Origin of the sequence: Bacteroides ilei (assembly GCF_900128495.1) — a bacterium.
Classification (GTDB): domain Bacteria; phylum Bacteroidota; class Bacteroidia; order Bacteroidales; family Bacteroidaceae; genus Phocaeicola; species Phocaeicola ilei.
Window position 1 is genome coordinate 966,967 of sequence record NZ_LT635801.1, and the last position, 19,875, is coordinate 986,841.

The 19,875-nt window shown below is 43.4% G+C and carries 11 protein-coding genes; 10 read left to right on the forward strand and 1 reads right to left on the reverse strand.

The features are described 5' to 3' along the window. The first annotated feature begins 157 nt into the window (after positions 1-157). The 10 genes from lnb to BQ7489_RS04180 all read left to right on the forward strand — a co-directional run bounded on the left by lnb (position 158) and on the right by BQ7489_RS04180 (position 17,003). Positions 158-1,333 carry a lipoprotein N-acyltransferase Lnb gene (gene lnb, locus BQ7489_RS04135; RefSeq protein ID WP_113745234.1) on the forward strand — a complete coding sequence of 392 codons (1,176 nt, stop codon included), beginning with the start codon at positions 158-160 and terminating at the stop codon, positions 1,331-1,333. Next, a complete protein-coding gene (locus tag BQ7489_RS04140; RefSeq protein ID WP_072530056.1) occupies positions 1,330-2,916 on the forward strand; it encodes an alkaline phosphatase family protein in 1,587 nt (528 codons plus the stop codon). The genes lnb and BQ7489_RS04140 overlap by 4 nt, the downstream gene beginning before the upstream one ends. 101 nt (positions 2,917-3,017) lie before the next feature. Further along, a complete protein-coding gene (secA, locus tag BQ7489_RS04145) occupies positions 3,018-6,320 on the forward strand; it encodes a preprotein translocase subunit SecA (RefSeq protein ID WP_072530057.1) in 3,303 nt (1,100 codons plus the stop codon). 154 nt (positions 6,321-6,474) lie between these two features. Continuing rightward, positions 6,475-7,464: a DUF6340 family protein gene (locus BQ7489_RS04150; RefSeq protein WP_072532015.1), complete on the forward strand. Its 990-nt coding sequence runs from the start codon at positions 6,475-6,477 to the stop codon at positions 7,462-7,464. A 63-nt stretch (positions 7,465-7,527) separates the two neighbouring features. Further along, positions 7,528-7,977, forward strand: coding sequence for a hypothetical protein (locus tag BQ7489_RS04155; protein ID WP_072532016.1), 450 nt, complete (start codon positions 7,528-7,530; stop codon positions 7,975-7,977). Between the two features lie 138 nt (positions 7,978-8,115). After that, positions 8,116-9,114 carry an MBL fold metallo-hydrolase gene (locus BQ7489_RS04160; RefSeq protein WP_072530058.1) on the forward strand — a complete coding sequence of 333 codons (999 nt, stop codon included), beginning with the start codon at positions 8,116-8,118 and terminating at the stop codon, positions 9,112-9,114. A gap of 17 nt (positions 9,115-9,131) precedes the next feature. After that, entirely contained in the window at positions 9,132-10,907 is a 1,776-nt protein-coding gene (locus tag BQ7489_RS04165) for a helix-turn-helix domain-containing protein (RefSeq protein ID WP_072530059.1), read from the forward strand. A 185-nt stretch (positions 10,908-11,092) separates the two neighbouring features. Then, positions 11,093-14,371 (forward strand): SusC/RagA family TonB-linked outer membrane protein, encoded by a 3,279-nt coding sequence (locus BQ7489_RS04170; RefSeq protein WP_072530060.1) that lies wholly within the window; start codon positions 11,093-11,095, stop codon positions 14,369-14,371. Between the two features lie 18 nt (positions 14,372-14,389). Then, complete coding sequence (locus BQ7489_RS04175; protein WP_072532017.1) at positions 14,390-15,808, forward strand: RagB/SusD family nutrient uptake outer membrane protein; 1,419 nt, start codon at positions 14,390-14,392, stop codon at positions 15,806-15,808. 13 nt (positions 15,809-15,821) lie between these two features. After that, a complete protein-coding gene (locus BQ7489_RS04180) occupies positions 15,822-17,003 on the forward strand; it encodes a redoxin domain-containing protein (RefSeq protein WP_072530061.1) in 1,182 nt (393 codons plus the stop codon). A gap of 176 nt (positions 17,004-17,179) precedes the next feature. Here the strand turns inward: BQ7489_RS04180 and BQ7489_RS04185 are convergent, their stop codons facing one another. Beyond that, positions 17,180-19,858, reverse strand: coding sequence for a valine--tRNA ligase (locus BQ7489_RS04185; RefSeq protein WP_072530062.1), 2,679 nt, complete (start codon positions 19,856-19,858; stop codon positions 17,180-17,182). Positions 19,859-19,875 lie beyond the last annotated feature (17 nt).

Genomic DNA, 19,875 nt, shown 5'->3' on the forward strand with positions numbered 1-19,875 from the left:
TAAATAGGAATGACAATAAAAGAGTGATTTTATTTAGAAGTTATCGATTATAGGTGTACTTTTGTGCTGAAAAACTGAATTTGGACGGATGAAGGTTGCTGGGGTGTAACTCTGTGTTTGTAACTATCTTTCTTTCCGTATGAAAAATTGGATTTGTATGAGAAGCTTAAAATATTTTTTTCTGGGTCTGTTTACAATTCTTACACTCTCTGTATGCGCACAGAGGCAGGACAGTATCCGTTTCAGTCTGTTGACGTGTGCGCCAGGACAGGAAATATACGCATTGTTCGGACATACGGCAATCCGTTATGAAAACTATACGCAACATACGGACATTGTATTCAATTATGGGATGTTCAGTTTCAGGACTCCTCATTTTGTAATGCGGTTCATATCCGGACAGACCGATTATCAGCTGGGTATTACTCCCTATAATTATTTTGAAGCGGAATATGCTTTCCGTGGATCTTCGGTTTATCAGCAAGTACTGAATTTGACTCAGGAGGAAAAGCTGCGTCTGCTGGCTTTGCTGGAGGAGAATTACCGGCCCGAAAACCGGACTTACCGCTATAATTATTTTTATGACAATTGTACTACCCGTGCGCGTGACCGGATTGAAGAGGCTATTGAAGGTAGTGTAGTATATCCTGATTCGATAGCCGGACTTTCATTCCGTAAAATAGTCCATGAGTTTACGGCCGGTTCCGATTGGGATGAGTTGGGTATTGATTTGTGTCTGGGTAGGCAAGCTGATGAGGAAATAGGTAAAAGACTGCAGATGTTTGCTCCGTTTTATATGTTCCGTTATGCATCGGATGCTTATATTATAGATAAAAACGGTGAGAAACGTCCGTTGGTTCTGCAAGAGACAAAAATTGTAGAGGCCGAGGCAGAACCTGCGGAGCCAGGTTTCTTTATGTCTCCGTTTTTGTGTGCGGCATGTTTTCTCTTTTTGTGTGTGCTGATAGGCTGGTTGCAATGGCGGAACCGTAAGATATACTGGGGATGGAGTGTGTTCCTGAATGTTGTTCAGGGAGTGGCGGGGTGTATCATTGCTTTCCTTTTTTTCTTCTCTGTCCATCCTACGGTATCATCCAACTGGCTACTGATGTTTTTGAATCCGGTACCTCTTTTCTATATTCCTTTTATGATTTATTTTAGTTTAAGGGGTAAAAAAGACCCTTATCATCGGATAAATGTCGTGTATTTAACACTTTTTATGGTGATAGTGCCGGTTTGTGGCCAAAAAATTAATTTATCAGTATTACCTTTGGCACTCGGTTTGCTGGTGAATTCAGTAAGCTATGTATTAGTTTGGAATAAAAGGAAATGAAAGGACGCATACTGACATCTTTTTTACTTACAGCTGTAGTGATAACTGGTCTTCAGGCTCAGGCGGCTTCCCCTGTTCCGAAACTGGTTGTGGGGTTGACTATCGACCAGTTGCGCAGTGATTATATAGAAGCTTTTTCTGCATTGTATGGTGAGCGTGGTTTCAAGCGTCTGATGAAGGAAGGACGTGTATATTATAATGCAGAGTATGACTTTGTGAATGTGGACCGTTCTTCGGCTGTTGCTTCCATCTATACCGGAACAACACCTTACTATAATGGAATAACGGGCAACCGTTGGATGGACCGTTCTACATTGTGTCTGATAAAGAGTGTAGACGATCCGGCTTATATGGGGGTATATTCATCTGAAAGTACTTCTCCGAAGTATCTGCAGGCGTCGACTCTGTCGGATGAACTGATGGTGGCTACCGGAGGAGCGGCTGAAGTCTATTCCATTGCTCCGACCCGTGAAATGGCGGTTCTGGCTGCCGGACATTCTTCGAAGGGGGCGTTCTGGCTGAATGATGAAACAGGAAAATGGAGTGGCACGACTTATTACGGTGCTTTTCCTGAATGGGTGGCGACTTACAATGATAAGGAGGGACTGGATTTCAGGATTGATAACCTTTCGTGGGGACCCTATCTGCCTGTTACATCTTATAAATATGTGACTTCGGATGCAAAGCAATTGACCTTTACACATGATTTTGCCGACGAGCGTGCAGAAAAATACCGTAGGTTCAAGACAAGTCCGTATGCTAATGATGAAGTTAACCGTCTGGTCAATGCCTGCCTTACAGCTACTCAGATCGGTAAGGACAATGTCCCTGACCTGTTGACAATTTCTTATTATGCCGGAAACTATGCTCATCGGTCTAATTCGGAATATGCGATGGAGATACAGGATATGTATGTCCGTCTGGATAACAGTATAGGCGATCTGCTGGATCTGATAGACCGTAAGGTTGGGTTGAGCAATACTTTGTTCTTTATTACCTCTACCGGATATACCGATCCAGATCCAAAGGATCCGGATACTTACAGAATACCGGGGGGAGAGTTCCATATCAAACGTTGTGGAGCTTTGCTGAACATGTATTTGATGGCTATATATGGTCAAGGTAACTATGTGGAGACTTATTATAACCGCGAAATATACCTGAACCATAAATTGATTGAGGAGAAAAAACTTAATCTGACAGAGGTACTTAACCGTTCGTCCGATTTTATTGTGCAGATGAGCGGCGTGCGTGAGGCATATACTTCCCAACGCTTGATGTTGGGAGCGTGGACTCCTAAGATTGACCGGATCAGGAATGGATATAACATCAATTGTTCAGGCGATATTTATGTGGAAGTCATGCCTGGGTGGTCGTTCGTGGATGAATATTCCAATAATTCGTATGTAGTACGTGATATCTATGCTTCGGCCCCACTTTTCTTTATAGGCAATAATGTCAAACCAGAGATTCTTTATACCCCGGTGAAGGTGACAGCCATTGCGCCTACAGTGGCTCATTTCATGCGTATCCGTGCTCCTAACGCTGCTTCTTCGGCTCCTTTGAGCAATATCTGTAAATAAAATAATATAATAATATACCGAAGATAATCAGCAAATTGGTTATCTTTGTGCACAAATTTTCTGAAAATATAATTTTGAAATAATAAAAACAACAATATACAATGGGATTTAACGAATTTATCAGCAAACTTTTCGGGAACAAGGCTACCCGCGATATGAAAGAAATTCAGCCGTGGGTAAATAAGGTGAAGGAAGTCTATCCTGAAATTGCCAAATTGAGTAATGACGAACTGCGCGCCAAGACTGAAGAATTGAAGAAATATATCAAAGATTCGGCCGCAGAAGAAAACAAGAAGATCGAGGAATTGAAAGCCGGCATCGAAGCCGTTGATATAGAAAAGCGTGAGCCGATTTTCAGCCAGATTGACAAGCTTGAAAAAGAAGTTCTCGATAAGTATGAAAAAGCACTGAATGAGGTGCTTCCCACTGCATTTGCTATAGTAAAGGACACGGCTCGCCGCTGGACGGAAAATGAAGAAATAGAGGTGACTGCTACCGATATGGACCGTGAACTGGCTGCTCAAGGAAAGGATTTTGTCCGTATTGACGGAGACAAGGCATATTGGAAAAATCATTGGATGGCAGGCGGTAATGAAGTAACTTGGAATATGATTCATTACGACGTCCAGCTGTTCGGTGGTGTTGTCTTGCATCAGGGGAAAATTGCTGAAATGGCAACCGGTGAAGGTAAGACACTTGTAGCTACTCTTCCGGTATTCCTGAATGCTTTGACCGGTAACGGTGTACATGTGGTGACGGTTAATGACTATCTGGCTAAACGTGACTCCGAGTGGATGGGACCGTTATATCAGTTCCATGGCTTGAGCGTTGATTGTATAGATAAACACCAGCCGAACTCTGTAGCCCGCCGTAAAGCATATATGGCCGATATTACATTCGGTACTAACAATGAATTCGGTTTCGATTATCTGCGTGACAATATGGCTACCAGTCCGAAAGATCTGGTACAGCGCAAACATAATTATGCGATTGTCGATGAGGTCGATTCTGTATTGATTGATGATGCGCGTACTCCGTTGATTATTTCTGGTCCGGTACCTAAAGGAGAAGACCAGTTGTTTGAAGTGCTGCGCCCGTTGGTTGAACGTCTGGTTGAAGCCCAGCGTAAGTTGGCTACCCAGTATCTGGCTGATGCAAAACGTCTGATTGCATCCGATAAAAAAGAAGATGTAGAGGCCGGATTCCTTGCTTTGTTCCGTAGTCATAAGGCTCTTCCGAAAAACAAGCCGCTGATCAAGTTCTTGAGTGAACCGGGTATCAAGGCTGGTATGTTGAAGACGGAAGAAATTTATATGGAGCAGAATAACAAACGTATGCCGGAAGCTGTAGAACCGTTGTATTTCGTTATTGATGAAAAACTGAAGAGCGTGGATCTGACAGACAAGGGTATCGATTTGATTACCGGTAAATCGGATGATCCTACATTGTTTGTTCTGCCCGATATCGCTGCCCAGATGTCTGAATTGGAAAACGACAAGAGTTTGAGTGATGAAGCGAAACTGGCCAAAAAGGATGAGTTGATGACCAATTATGCCATTAAGTCGGAACGTGTGCATACCATCAATCAGTTGTTGAAAGCTTATACGATGTTCGAAAAGGATACGGATTATGTCGTGATGGACGGTCAGGTCAAGATTGTTGATGAGCAGACGGGCCGTATTATGGATGGACGTCGTTGGAGTGATGGTTTGCATCAGGCTGTCGAGGCCAAGGAAGGGGTTGAAGTACAGGCCGCTACTCAGACTTTTGCTACGATTACATTGCAGAACTATTTCCGTATGTATCACAAGTTGTCGGGTATGACCGGTACAGCCGAAACCGAAGCCGGTGAGTTCTGGGATATATATAAGTTGGATGTAGTGGTTATTCCTACCAACCGTCCGATAGCCAGAATTGATATGAACGACCGTGTTTACAAGACCAAACGTGAAAAATATAAGGCGGTAATTGAAGAAATTGAAAAGATGGTTGCTGCCGGACGTCCGGTTCTTGTCGGAACGACTTCCGTCGAAATTTCAGAAATGTTGAGTAAGATGCTTACCATGCGTAAGATTCCACATAATGTGTTGAACGCCAAGTTGCATCAGAAGGAAGCTGAAATTGTGGCCAAGGCAGGACAGAGCAGTACGGTAACCATTGCTACAAATATGGCAGGTCGTGGTACCGATATTAAGTTGAGCGATGAGGTTAAGGCTGCCGGTGGTTTGGCGATTATCGGTACCGAACGTCATGAATCACGCCGTGTCGACCGTCAGTTGCGTGGTCGTGCCGGACGTCAGGGTGACCCAGGTTCTTCTGTATTCTTTGTTTCTCTGGAAGATGACCTGATGCGTCTGTTTGCTTCCGACCGTATTGCCCATTATATGGATAAGCTGGGATTCAAGGAAGGTGAGATGATTGAGCATAGTATGATTTCCAAGTCAATTGAACGTGCTCAGAAGAAGGTTGAAGAAAATAACTTCGGTATCCGTAAACGTTTGTTGGAATATGATGACGTTATGAATAAGCAACGTACCGTAATCTATACGAAGCGCCGTCACGCATTGATGGGTGAACGTATCGGAATGGATATTGCTGACATGATTTGGGACCGTTGTGCCAATGCCTTAGACCAACCTACCTATGAGGATTGCAAGATGGAAATTTTGCAGACTTTGGCTATGGAAGCTCCGTTCTCTGAAGAAGATTTCGACAATAAGAACAAGGATGGTCTGGCCGAAAAGACATTCCAAGAAGCAATGGCTGCATTCAAGCGTAAGACAGAACGGATGGCTCAGATTGCAAATCCGGTAATCAAGCAGGTTTATGAGGCTCAGGGACGGATGTATGAGAATATCATGATTCCTATTACAGACGGGAAACGTATGTATAACATTGCCGTGAATTTGAAAGCGGCTTATGAAAGCGAGTCAAAGGAAATCGTGAAGGCTTTCGAGAAGGCAATTCTACTCCATACCATTGATGATGCGTGGAAAGAAAACTTGCGCGAGTTGGATGAACTGAAACATTCCGTACAGAATGCAAGCTATGAACAGAAGGATCCGTTGTTGATCTTCAAACTGGAGTCTGTAAACCTGTTTGACGCAATGGTCAACAAGATAAACAACAATACGATTTCTGTATTGATGCGTGGACAGATTCCAGTACAGGAACCGGAGCAGGTGAAAGAGGCTGCTCCCGAACCTCAACGTCCCCGTCAGCAGTATAAGGAGGAGAAACAGGATTTGGACGATCCTGCTCAGGAAGCTGCAGCTGGGCGTGATACCCGTGAGGCTAAACAGGAACCTTATCGTGCCGAAAAGACTGTAGGCCGTAATGATCCTTGTCCATGTGGCAGTGGATTGAAATATAAGAACTGTCACGGTCGTAATATAAATAATTAATGACCGTTAGGCAGTTTGGACCTAAAAAACACTTGTATGTTTGACGTACAAGTGTTTTTTTGTTTTTTAACCTGGAGAATCCCATGTTCTATATTTCATGTGATAATTTTCTGTATCTTTGTTTCGGTAGGAGATAGATAAATAAATGAAAATCATGAAAGCATATAAATTTCTAGTTTTGTTGATTGGTGCAGTCTTTGTGTCCTGCAGTTCGGTGAAAGTAATCTCGTATGATGAGTTGAAGCCTGCACAGGTCAGTTTTCCTCCTCAGGTGAGAAATATTGCTGTGGTAAATAATATGCCTCCGGTCCCTCAGGCCAGACAGGGAGTTGTTACCATTGGGGATTTAGATGGTGACGGGAAACTTTCGGCCGAAAGTTTGGCTTCGTCGTTGGCCGACACGCGATATTTCCGTCAGGTGATGATTTGTGACTCAGCCTTATATGCTTCTGATTCCAGTGAAGTAAGATATCAGCTTGATATGAATACAGTTAACGAACTTTTGCAAGATCTTGATGCTGATATGTTGTTTTCGTTGGACAGGGTTTTTATCCAGACAAAAAGAGTGGAATTGTTATACCCGGATATGCCGGTTGCATGGCCTGTCTTGAATGTAAAAATGGCTCCGGTGTTGAGCCTGTATATTGCAAACAAGGAACGTCCTGTACAGATAATAACTAAAACGGACAGTCTGCAATTGGATCTTAATGGCCTGTTGAGTGACAATGATATCCGTCAGGCGGTAGCGTCGGCTGCAGCATCTATGTTGTCCAGGCAGTTGGTTCCTTATTGGGTTTCTACCGAACGCCTTTATTTTGATGGAGGTGGTGTGGAGATGCGTGATGCCGGTGTATATGTCCGTGAAAATGACTGGAAAAATGCATTGGACATCTGGCAATCATTGTATGATCATTCCAAATCGAAGAAGATAAAGGCACGTACAGCATGTAACATTGCTTTGGCATATGAGATGCTGGGTAATCTGGAGGATGCCCAAAAATGGCTGGATAGTGCGGAATCAAGTGCTTCCGAAGGGTCCGATGAGGCTAGGGTAATACAGATTTATAAGGTAAAGTTGATGGAGAGATTGAAAGAGACCCCTTATCTTAATATGCAAATGGGACGTTTCGGTAACAAATTCTAGCAATATTTCTTGTACGAATGATTTTTTTTGTACATTTGAAGTAGTTAAAATAATGAAAGCATGATGAATCTAAGTGAACAATCACATTCTTCTATAGCTTCCACTTTACGGGAAGCTGTCAGCCGTTATAAGGTCGGTGGTGAAAATTCTGTAATAACCGATATTCATTTGCTACCTAAACAGGATAGTGGCGAACTTCTTGTTTATGATGATGACGATCATGAACTTGCCAGGACTATTATAGATGAATGGATTGATTATGAGGGAGATGACTTTTATCAAGAGGTGGAAACGTTGCTTCGTACCGCAGTAACGGGTTTAAAGACTGAGGGTATATTGGATAGTCTTTGTCTAATGAAACCGTACTCGTTTGTGTTGGTTGATGAAGATAAAGAGACTATTGCCGAGCTGTTGCTTGTGGATGAAGAAGAGACAATGTTACTTAATGATGAATTGTTGAAAGGACTTGATGAAGAGCTTGATGCTTTTCTAAAGGATCTGCTGGAAAAATAAACATAACGGAATAGTTTACTCTGCCCGGTTGCGGATACTGCGGAGGAATATGGTATAGGCGAGGAATCATCATGTGTATCAGGACGGTTCTTCGTCATTCTCTTTTATAGATGAGCCTTTTATTAAAATTTGTATGTTATGGGCGAGCGTATTACATTCAGAAAGAACGAGCAGTTGCGTACGGTTAATCCGCGATGGCGTGGTAATCCTACGGCTAATGGAAAATTTTTTAACCGTCAGCATCGTTGGAGGCCCGGTATGGGGAGCGTCTTGAAATGGAGATTCTCACCTAATCCCCAAAGAAAAGAGAAACGTATGGTGAAGTGGAATCCGAAAGTCCATTTTTTACGCTCATTGGAAGGTGTCGTTGGAAATTCATTGATTTGGTTGGGGCATAATTCCTTTTTTATCCAGTTGGGAGGAAAGCGTATGATGATAGATCCGGTTTTTGGCAGTATTCCGTTTGTAAAACGCCGTAGCCAGTGCCCGGCCAATCCTTCCATTTTCAAGAATATCGATTATCTGCTGATCAGTCATGACCATTTTGATCATCTCGACAAGCCTAGCGTATCTTTGCTGGTAAAGGAAAATCCGCAGATGAAACTGTTTTGCGGTATCGGTACAGGTGAACTGATACAGAGCTGGTTCCCTTCACTGACCGTCATAGAGGCTGCATGGTACCAGCAGCATAGTGAAGGAGATTTTCGTCTGACTTTTCTTCCTGCACAGCATTGGAGTAAACGGGGAGTGAGTGATGGGGGGGAACGTTTATGGGGAGCATTCATGATTCAGGCTGATGGCATTACCATTTATAACAGTGGTGATACCGGTTATGCACATCATTTTTCTGAATTGCCGGAAATGTTTCCTCATATTGACTATTGTATGATCGGGATAGGGGCTTATAAGCCCCGCTGGTTCATGAAACCGAACCATATATCTCCTTATGATGCCTTGACTGCTTCTTCGGATATGAACGCTTTTCTGACTATCCCTATGCATTACGGTACTTTCGACCTTTCAGATGAACCTTTGTTCGACCCGCCGCATGTGTTTGCAAGGGAAGCAAAATTGAGAAATAAGAAAGTGCTGATTCCTGAATTGGGGGAAATTGTGAAATTGCAGCCTCAACACTAAAAAATAAGGAGTAAATAATGATGTTAAAAGGTAATTTCTGGATATGTCTTGTGGTGTTGTTTATAATTCCTTGGTCGGGTTGGGCCAAGAATGACGGTAATATGGAATCTGTCAGTGGACAATTGGAGCAGTTGCGACATAATCCTGATAATTTACCTGCTTTACATGATGTCTGTTTCTATTATCTGAAAAAGAGTGATTATAATAAGGCTATTTTGTATGCCGGTAAGTTATTGACTGCATCTTCGTCGGCTGGTAATGACAGATACAGGGTTTATGCTGAAATTTGTCTTGGGCAGGCTTATACTATGACCGGTAATATAAAGGAAGCATTTCGGAATTTGAGTCATGCCGAACTGATGGGAGTAGAAACAAAAAATGATTCGGCTCTCTGTTCTGTATATAATGGATTAGGGCTGTATGCGCTGAATATTCAAAATGATTACTACCGTTCTCTTGACTATTTTTTCAAGGGGATAGATATAGCCAGACGTTTGTCGTATGACAGGCTTTATTCTATTCTGCTGAACAATATAGCGGGAGTCTATTACCTGAAGAATGATATTACTGGGCTGAAGTATGCGATAGAATGCCGTGATTTGGGCCGGAAATGGAATGATATTTATTTGTTGTATACCGGTTCTATAACTATGGCCTATATGTATTCGTTAGGCAAGAATTATCAGATGGCCTTGAAATCTGCCGGAGAGGCTGAAGAAATCATGGTTCGGAATGATTTTTATGACAAAGCAAATATTTATAATGTCTATGGGGCCATTTATGCGGATATGGGAAAGGATGAACAGGCTATCGCTTATTTTAAGAAATCGTTGAAACCGGGTGAAGCCAATAATATAACGTCGGTAATGGGTGCTTATTTGGGATATGCCCGAATTCTTATGAAGCAGCATAAATACGATCGGGCCGTCACTCTTTTGGAAAAGGGGCTTCAAATTTCTTACGAGAATGCAATGGTGGTATTCCGGAGTGATCTGCTGAAAGAGCTTTCCGAATGTTATGAAAGGAGGGGGGTGTTGTCGGAGGCCTTGAAATACCATAAGATATATAATAGGGAGACCGACAGTCTTTATAATGCCGAACGTGAACGCGCCTCGATGGAGGTACGGGTAAAATATGATATGGACAAACAGGAGAATGAAATCCGTAACAGCCGGATGGAACTTCTGAAAAAGGAAAACAAGATGAATTTGCTTGTCATCGGGTTGATTTGTTTCATTATCATAGCATCATTATTGTATTATCTGTATTACCGGAAAAATAAGTTGTACCTGGCTATTGTACGACAGAATCAGGACGCAATCGGGCGTGAGAATCAGTTACGTTTAATTATCAGCAAGCAGAAAGAAAAGCTTGATTCCTGTACTGTGTCAAATTTTCAGTCGGAAAAGTATGCGGCTTCTTCCCTTAGTGACGAGAGGAAAATGGACTTGTTCCAACGCCTTGAGAAACTTTTGGCTGAAGACAAGATTTATTCCGATAACTTGTTGACTAAAGAGAAGGTGGCTGAGATGTTAGGGACAAACCGGACTTATCTTTCACAGATCATTAATGAGCATACGTCACAGACATTTACTCAGTTTGTCAATGGATTCCGTATACAGGAAGCTGTACGGATATTGTCAGACCCGGAAAATTCAACGCCCCTGAAGGCTGTTTCGGCCGAATTGGGATTTAATTCTACAACTACTTTCTATAACCAGTTTCAGGCGGTTACAGGTATGACACCTACCCAATACCGGAATAAGGTAAAGAATTTACATAAAAATTCATAATATTCCTATAAATCCCTTATTTGATACTTTATTTTATCCAAAAACGGCAATTGCCGTTTTTGGATAAGGCTTTTTTGTACAAATCTGAAACATTTTCTATTATTTTGTTTTCACAAGCTACGGAAAATAGACGTAAGTTGTGACGTTTGGCAAAGAAATTTTCTTTAATTAATGCGAAAAGAAAAATGAAAGATTTAGGTTGTTGCAGACTTGTGACCCTAAAGGCTGTGTTATTTATCATAGCGTGTCTTTGGGGGGGATTTGTTTGGGGACAGGCAGAACGGACCGTTAATGGTATCGTTGTGGATGAGAACGGTGAGCCTTTACCGGCAGCTCATGTCCGTCAGGTATCCCAGTCGGAAACAGGATCGGTCACTTCTGTCATTACAGATTTGAACGGTCATTTTAGAATTTTGCTTCCTTCGGTCACGAAAGAGATTGAAGTCTCTTTTTTAGGGTATGAAACATCGAGGGTGAAGTTGACTGGAGATAATAATTACAGAATTCAAATGAGACCGACTTCCGAATTACTGGAGGAAGTGGTTGTTACCGGGTATCAGACCATATCACGTGAACGGTCTACAGGATCGTTTGTCAAGGTAGATAACAAGAAATTGGAGCAGGTACGTTTGAATTCTCTTAATACCTTGCTCGAAGGTAGGGTATCCGGATATACGGACGGATTGATACGCGGTACAACTTCCATGAATGGGATGACTACTCCTTTATATGTAGTAGATGGATTCCCTATCGAGAATACACGTTATGATTCGGACGGGAACCTAAACGAGAATCTGCCGTTATTGAATATGGAAGATATAGAAAGCATTACTGTATTGAAAGATGCTGCGGCTGCTTCCATTTATGGGGCCCGTGCCGCTAACGGAGTGATAGTCATTACTACCAAAAAAGCTGCGAAGGGAAAGACAAATGTTTCGTTTTCCAGTACTTTTACGCTGACTCCTTACTCTTATTATAAAGATAATATTGCTGATGCCGCTACTATCATCGGTCTCGAAAGGGAATGGGCACAGAATAATCCTAACCTTCAGGGAAGTGGGGCTGCAGAATATGCCGCTTCTGCATTGTCGAATTCACTTTATACCAGTGGAGGTATCCGCACTATTCTGAAAGGATATGCAGGACTGATGTCACAGTCTGAAGTCGAGGACCGACTGAACAATATGGCATCCCAGGGATACCGCTACTTCAATGACGTAGAAAAATATACCAAGCGGAATCCTTTTGCCCAGCAATATAACCTCAGCGTAGGTAAGGGTACCGAGAATAATGTGTTCAATGCTTCGGTTACTTACCGGAACAATAAGCTGGAGGATAAGTATTCCGGTAATGAGTCATTAGGCCTGAATATCATGAACAGTCTGCAGATTACTAAATGGCTGACATTGGACCTGGGAAGTTACCTGAATTATGGTACCAGTACGACACAAACCTATTCGGCTTTATCGCCAGGATATACATATATGCCGTATGATGGTCTGGTAAACAGTGATGGCAGTTATTATACCAGTCCGGCGGCCGACCGTACCAGTGAGAGTTACCAGCATACGTTGGCCCAGTATGGCTTATATAGCATGGATATAACTCCGTTGGATGAGATAGGATGTAACTTGAGTAACGGAAAAGACCTTTCATCTCGTTCATATGCGAAATTAAATATTCAGTTTGCTCCATGGCTGAAATATAACGCAATGTTCCAATATGAGTATGGAAGTTTCCGGACCGATGAACTTATGGATAAGAATTCGTATACTGTGCGATCAAAAGTAAACAGTTTTGCTTCGTTGGACAATAACGGTGATGTGGTTTTCAATTTGCCTTACGGTAATATCTATTATACGGAAGACCAGTACAGCAATGCGTATAATTTCCGCCAACAGCTGGATTTCAACAAGGTTTTTGCCGACAAGCATGATGTAACGGTCATTGTCGGTTCGGAGACCCGTCATACTAAAATAGAATATACTAGTAATTATCTTTATAATTATGATCCGGATATGCTGACCTATACCGCAATCGACGGTAATAATCTTTCTACTATTCAGGGAATTTTGGGCGGGAGTTCGTGGACCAGCCGTGATATGACGTATAAGCGTGAAATTATAAACCGTTTCGTTTCGTTCTACGGGAATGCCGGATATACTTACGATGGCCGTTATACGGCTACTGCCAGCTTGCGTTGGGACCGTTCCAATCTGTGGGGGACAAATTCAAAATACCAGAACAAACCTTTATGGTCTGTGGGGGGAAGCTGGAATGTCCAGAATGAAGAATTTTTTAAAGTTCCTTGGATCAATATGCTGAAGGTACGTTTTTCATATGGTATAGGAGGAAATATCGCCAAGGATTCGGCTCCGTATATGACAGCTAATTATTATCCCAACTATAATGTGGGTGGTATTTACGGAACCATCAGTCGCCGTCCTAATCCGGAATTGTCATGGGAAAAGACTATAACGACCAATGTGGGTGTTGATTTCGCTCTGTTCAACAACCGTTTGAATGGTTCGGTAGATTTCTATAACAAATCGGGAAAAGATTTGCTTGCCAATACAATGGGAGTTCCGACAGAAGGTTTCGGCTATTCTACTTATTCCATCAATAACGGTGAGATGATAAATCGGGGAGTGGATATATCCTTATCGGGAGATGTCATTGCAACCAGAGATTTCAGCTGGAACATATCATTGTTATATAGCCATAACAAGAATGAAGTCACTTATGTTAATGTAGAAGCTCCTGTGAGCTATTTGCTGCTCGATTATCCGGAAGCATATCCCCGTATAGGAAATCCGTATAATGCGATTTACGCTTACCGTTGGGCTGGGTTGAGTGAGGATGGTTTGCCTCAGGTGTATGACGAGAACGGTGAAAAGGTTCTTTCTCAGCCGACATCATTGGATGCGATTGTATATGCTGGATCCACAATTCCCACCTATAGCGGTTCTGTAGGCAGTACTTTGCGTTACAAGAATCTGGAATTCTCATTTCTGTTCATTTACGAAGGCGGACATAAGGTACGTAATACCTTCCTGCCATATTTGAACAATATTTATTCAAGTATTACCTATGGTTATCTGGCTACCATTCCGTCTACCTTAAGTGCGAATGTTGCCGACCGCTGGCAGAAACCGGGCGATGAGTTGTATACCGATGTGCCCCGTGTGGTATTTTCAGAAAGTCCCGATTATATGTATGATTCCGGTTCCATTTATAGTTACGCCGATATCAACGTTCTTGATGCCAGCAACATCCGTTTGAGTAATCTGTCGCTGGCCTGGAGGATCCCTTCTTCCTGGTGTGCCAAAGCTTTTCTGAAGAGTGCCAGGGTACAGTTCAATGTAGAAAATCTGTTTACCATAGCGAAGAGCAAGGAAGCTAAATACATGATAGGCGGATATGAGAATCCCAATCTGGTGTGGGGAATTTATTTGAATTTTTAATTGTAGACAGAAATGGATATGAAGAAATATATATCAAAAATTGTTATGGCAGGACTGCTGGCCGGAGGTGTAATGCTTTCGTCCTGCAATGATTATCTGTCTGTTGTACCGAAAGGTGAAAAGATCCCGACTACTCTGGCCGATTTCGAAGCTTTGTTGCGTGACGAATATAATTGCCAGCGTGTGGATGTACTTCAAGAACTGATTTTACTGAACGACCGTTATGTGTCATCGTCTAATCTGAGCTATTATCCGTTGTACAGTGCCAATTATAATTGGGATGAAAGTGCCGACCGCATTAAACTGAACGATGAGGACGAGGGAACATATTACACGACTTATAGTTCTATTTCCACTTGTAACCTGATAATCGAGAATGCCGCTTCTATGACCGAGACGACCGATACCGAACGAAAAGCATTGGTAGCTCAGGCGAAGGTGTTGCGTGCGATGAACTATTTTACGCTGGTCAATTATTATTCTGATACCTATACTGATGAAACTGCTGCACAAAAAGGGGGAGTACCGGTTATTCTGAGTGCGAACATTAATGCCCCTTATACGCAACCTTCTGTCAAAGAAGTGTATGATTTCATGCTGGAAGATATGGAAGAAGCTTATAATGACTTGCCTGAAAAGGCACAGACAATCCTTCATCCCGACAGAGCTACGGCCGATGCCTTTTATGCACGCCTGTATCTGCAGATGGGCAACTATGACAAGGCATTGGAATATGCCGATAAGGCTCTGGAAGCGAATGATGCATTGTTTGACTGGGTGGATTTTTACCGGCAGTATGAATCTGTTATTGAAGATTCTACTGATTTCAATACTAGCTTGCCGTCGCCGATGGGTTTCGATTATGTGGAGAATTATGATTTCCGTCATGGAAGTACCAGCTATTCTACTACAGAAAGTGGTTTGACGCTGGATAGGGCTTCACGTTTTGAAAAAGGTGATGCCCGTATGGCAGCCCGTTGGAAATTAAGGGATATGGGTGACGTAGGTTCATATTACGTAAGTACTATGAGGGGATATTTCAACTATGGTGGAATGACAACCGTAGAAGTTTATTTTATCAAAGCCGAATGTCTGGCGCGTGAAGGACAGTATCAAGAAGCCATGGATTTAGTAAACAAGGTCCGTCAGACACGTATACTGCCCGAGGTCTATACTCCATTGTCGGCCTCTGGAACAGATGAGGCAGTTCGCCTGATTATCCGTACAAAGGCGAATGAGATGATACAGACACAAGTGCCGTTCATTGATGCCCGGCGCCTCAATGCAGAAGGGAAATACCCTGTGACACTGACCAAGACAGTGGACGGAAAGACTTTGACATTGTCGCCTGATTCTCATTTGTGGACGATGCCTTTCCCTCAGGGAGCTGTCAAGAATCCGGGTAATGGTTCGATAACTCAGAATGTTTCAAAATAAAAAGTAAATTGATATGATGATATTGAAAAAATTAGTGTGCCTTGTAGGTTGGGGTTTGTGCAATGCAAGTCTTTTGTTTGCCCAAAGTACGTCATTCGGTATAGAAGGTTCGGTCAAAGGACTGTCCGATGGAACTTGTCTGCAATTGGTTCCGGTAAGTCACATCGATACATCTCCGGTTGCGGAGGCGGTTGTAAAAAACGGAGCTTTCAGTTTCTCGGGCAAGATAAATCCTCCGTTTGCCGTGCGAATGGTAGTAAAGGAAGGAGCCGGATTTTTACCGTTAGTACTCGATAGTTCTGTCGTGATGAAGATTGAGGGAGAAATTGTGAAGGAATCCCATCCAACCTATACTTCTTATGATTTTTCTAAAGTGGTAGTATCCGGATCTCCATTGTCTGATAAATACAGAAGTATATTGAAGGTACGCGATGCACTTGATTCCCTCTATAATGCCAATAACATGAAATATGGTCCGATAAGAGAGGCTTTTGGTAAGGCTTATTCCCGGAAGGATAAGGTGTTGATGGATTCTTTAAGGGCTACGACAGAGTATAAGGCTTCTGCTGAGGCCGATAGCTTGTTTTTTGTTAAGGTAGAACATACCTATTACGATGCAGTGATGCAGAACAAGGATTCATTTTGGGGGCCATTGACCATGATCAGTCTTTTTACTTATCTCGGAAAAGAACAGGCCGACTGGTATAATGCCTTGTCGCAGGAGGCCAAGGATTCCTATTATGGAAAATTGGTGAAAGATGAGATATGGCCTCCCAGACAGGAAGGCTTGAAAGTTGCTGATTTTTCGGTCAAGGGCCAGAATGGGGAAGATATTTCTTTGACTGAGTTATGTCAGGGGAAAAAATATATATTGATTGATTTCTGGGCTTCCTGGTGTAATCCTTGCCGGAAAGAAATTCCGAATTTGAAGAACTTATATGCTAAATATGCGGATAAAGGTTTTCAGATAATAAGTATCTCTATCGATAAGAAGAAGGCCGATTGGGAAAAGGCCTTGCAGGAAGAGCAGTTGGCATGGCCCAATTATTTGGATACAGAGGGTATAGCTTCTTTATATAAGGTAAGGTTTGTTCCTACCATGTATCTGATAGATATGAATAAAACGATTATAGGAGAGAATGTTCGAGGTGAGGCTTTGGCAGAGAAGCTGGCTGAACTTTTCCAATCAAAATAACGTTATCTGTTAATTAATTCTGACCTGATGTATGAGGCTATTCTGGCAGTGATGTTGGGATAGCCGCTTTTTTTATTCTTTCCGTAGGGATTGTCTATAAAAAAGAGCACGGCTTTTATGAATTTTCATAAAAGCCGTGTCGATAATATGTTGCCGTTTTCAAGGTATTCTGTCGTTTATTTTTTCAAAGCTGCAATGCTTTCTTTCAAGGCTGCAATCTTCGTTTCTGCGTCGGCTTGCTTCTTACGTTCCATTTCGATGACATTTGCCGGAGCTTTGCTTACAAACTTTTCATTGCCCAGCTTCTTCATGACACTCTGGAGGAAACCTTCTTGGTATTTAAGATCGGCTTCAAGTTTTTTCAGTTCTTCTTCCACATTAATCAGGTTACCCAGAGGTACTGCGTATTCGGTTGTTCCCACCATGAAGGCTGCAGCACCTTCTGCCTTGTTGCCTACCATATTGATGGATGACAGGTTGCACAGTTTGGCTATGACCGGATTGAATGTGGCAACCGGGCTTTCACCTATCACTTCCAGTGACAGGGCTTCTTTCTGTGCGATGTTCTTCTGCAGACGGATGGTACGGATACCACCGATCACTTCTTTTACGGCTTCGAACTGTGCAATGATCTTCTCATCGTATTTGTCGGAAATCTGCAAGAGCTGTACCATGATGCTTTCTCCCGGTTTACGATCGTAGATATGCTGCCACAATTCTTCGGTGATGAACGGCATGAACGGATGCAGCAGTTTCAGCAGGGTGTCGAAGAATTCCAAAGTCTTTTCATACGTTGTCTTGTCGATAGGCTGGCCATAGGCCGGTTTCACCATTTCGAGGTACCAGCTTGAGAATTCGTCCCAGAACAGTTTGTATACAGCCATCAGGGCTTCGCTCAGACGATATTTGCCGAAGAGGTCGTTTACTTCGGCTGCCGTCTTGCACAGCATGGCATCAAACCATTCTGTAGCCAGTTTGGCATATTCCGGCTGTTCCATGTCGGCTACATTCCATCCCTTGACCAGGCGGAAGGCATTCCAGATCTTGTTGTTGAAGTTACGTCCCTGTTCGCAGAGTGCGTCGTCGAACAGAATGTCGTTACCGGCCGGAGCCGAGAGCATCATACCCATACGTACACCGTCGGCACCGTATTTGTCGATCAGTTCCAGCGGATCGGGTGAATTACCCAGTGACTTTGACATCTTGCGTCCCAGCTTGTCGCGTACGATACCGGTAAAGTAAACGTTCTTGAACGGCATGTCGCCCATGTATTCGTAGCCAGCCATGATCATACGGGCTACCCAGAAGAAGATGATGTCCGGACCGGTTACCAGGTCGGAAGTAGGGTAGTAGTATTTTATTTCTTCATTGCCCGGATTGTTGATGCCGTCGAACAGGGAGATCGGCCACAGCCAGGATGAGAACCAGGTATCCAGACAGTCGTCGTCCTGACGCAGGTCTTCCGGTTTCAGGTTCTGGTTACCTGTTTTCTGTTTTGCCAGTTCGAGAGCCTGTTCCGGGGTTTCGGCTACCACATAGCCGCCTTGCGGCAGGTAATAGGCCGGAATGCGGTGTCCCCACCACAATTGACGGCTGATACACCAGTCTTTGATGTTTTCCAGCCAGTTGCGGTACGTATTCTTGTATTTGGCCGGATAGAACTTCAGCTCGTCGTTCATTACGGGCGGCAAGGCCATATCGGCAAAGTGTTTCATCTTCAGGAACCACTGCATGGAAAGCTTCGGCTCAATGGCCACGTTGGTACGTTCGGAGAAACCCACCTTGTTGGTATAGGCTTCCACCTTTTCCAGCAGTCCGGCAGCGTCCAGGTCCTTTTCAATCTGTTCACGTACATCGAAACGGTCCATGCCCACATACATGCCGGCAGCTTCGCTCAAAGTACCGTTGTCATTGAAGATATCGATCGATTTCAGGTTGTATTTTTCACCCAGCATGTAGTCGTTCACATCGTGGGCCGGAGTAACTTTCAGACATCCTGTACCGAATTCGATGTCTACATAATCGTCTTCGATAACCGGAATAACACGGTTTACCAGCGGTACGATGACCTGTTTGCCTTTCAGCCAGTGGTTTTTCGGATCGTTTGGATTGATACACATGGCGGTATCACCCATGATGGTTTCCGGACGGGTTGTGGCCACTACAGCGTAACGGCGTCCCTGGGCATCACGGTGGACTACTTCGCCTTCTTCACCGGTTTCACCGCTCATATCGTCATTGGCCACGTAGTAACGGAGATAGTACAGCTTGCTGTGTTCTTCCTTGTAGATTACTTCCTCATCGCTCAGGGCTGTCAGGGCTTTCGGGTCCCAGTTTACCATACGTACGCCTCGGTATATCAGGCCTTTGTTGTATAGGTCAACAAAAACTTTGATGACGCTTGCACTACGCTTCTCGTCCATGGTGAAGGCGGTGCGATCCCAGTCACATGAAGCACCCAGTTTGCGGAGTTGTTTCAATATGATACCTCCGTGCTCTTCGGTCCATGCCCATGCATGTTTCAGGAATTCCTCACGGGTAAGGTCGGTCTTCTTGATTCCCTGCTGGGCAAGCTTGTTTACTACTTTGGCTTCTGTGGCGATAGAAGCGTGGTCGGTTCCCGGTACCCAGCAGGCGTTCTTACCCATCATGCGGGCGCGGCGGACCAGAATATCCTGAATGGTATTGTTAAGCATGTGTCCCATGTGGAGCACTCCGGTAACGTTTGGCGGCGGAATGACGACGGTGTAAGGTTCACGTCCGTCGGGTTTAGAACTGAAAAGTTTGTTGTCCAGCCAATACTGGTACCATTTTCCCTCCACGTCAGCGGGATTGTACTTACTTGCTAATTCCATTTTTCTATTTCGTTTGT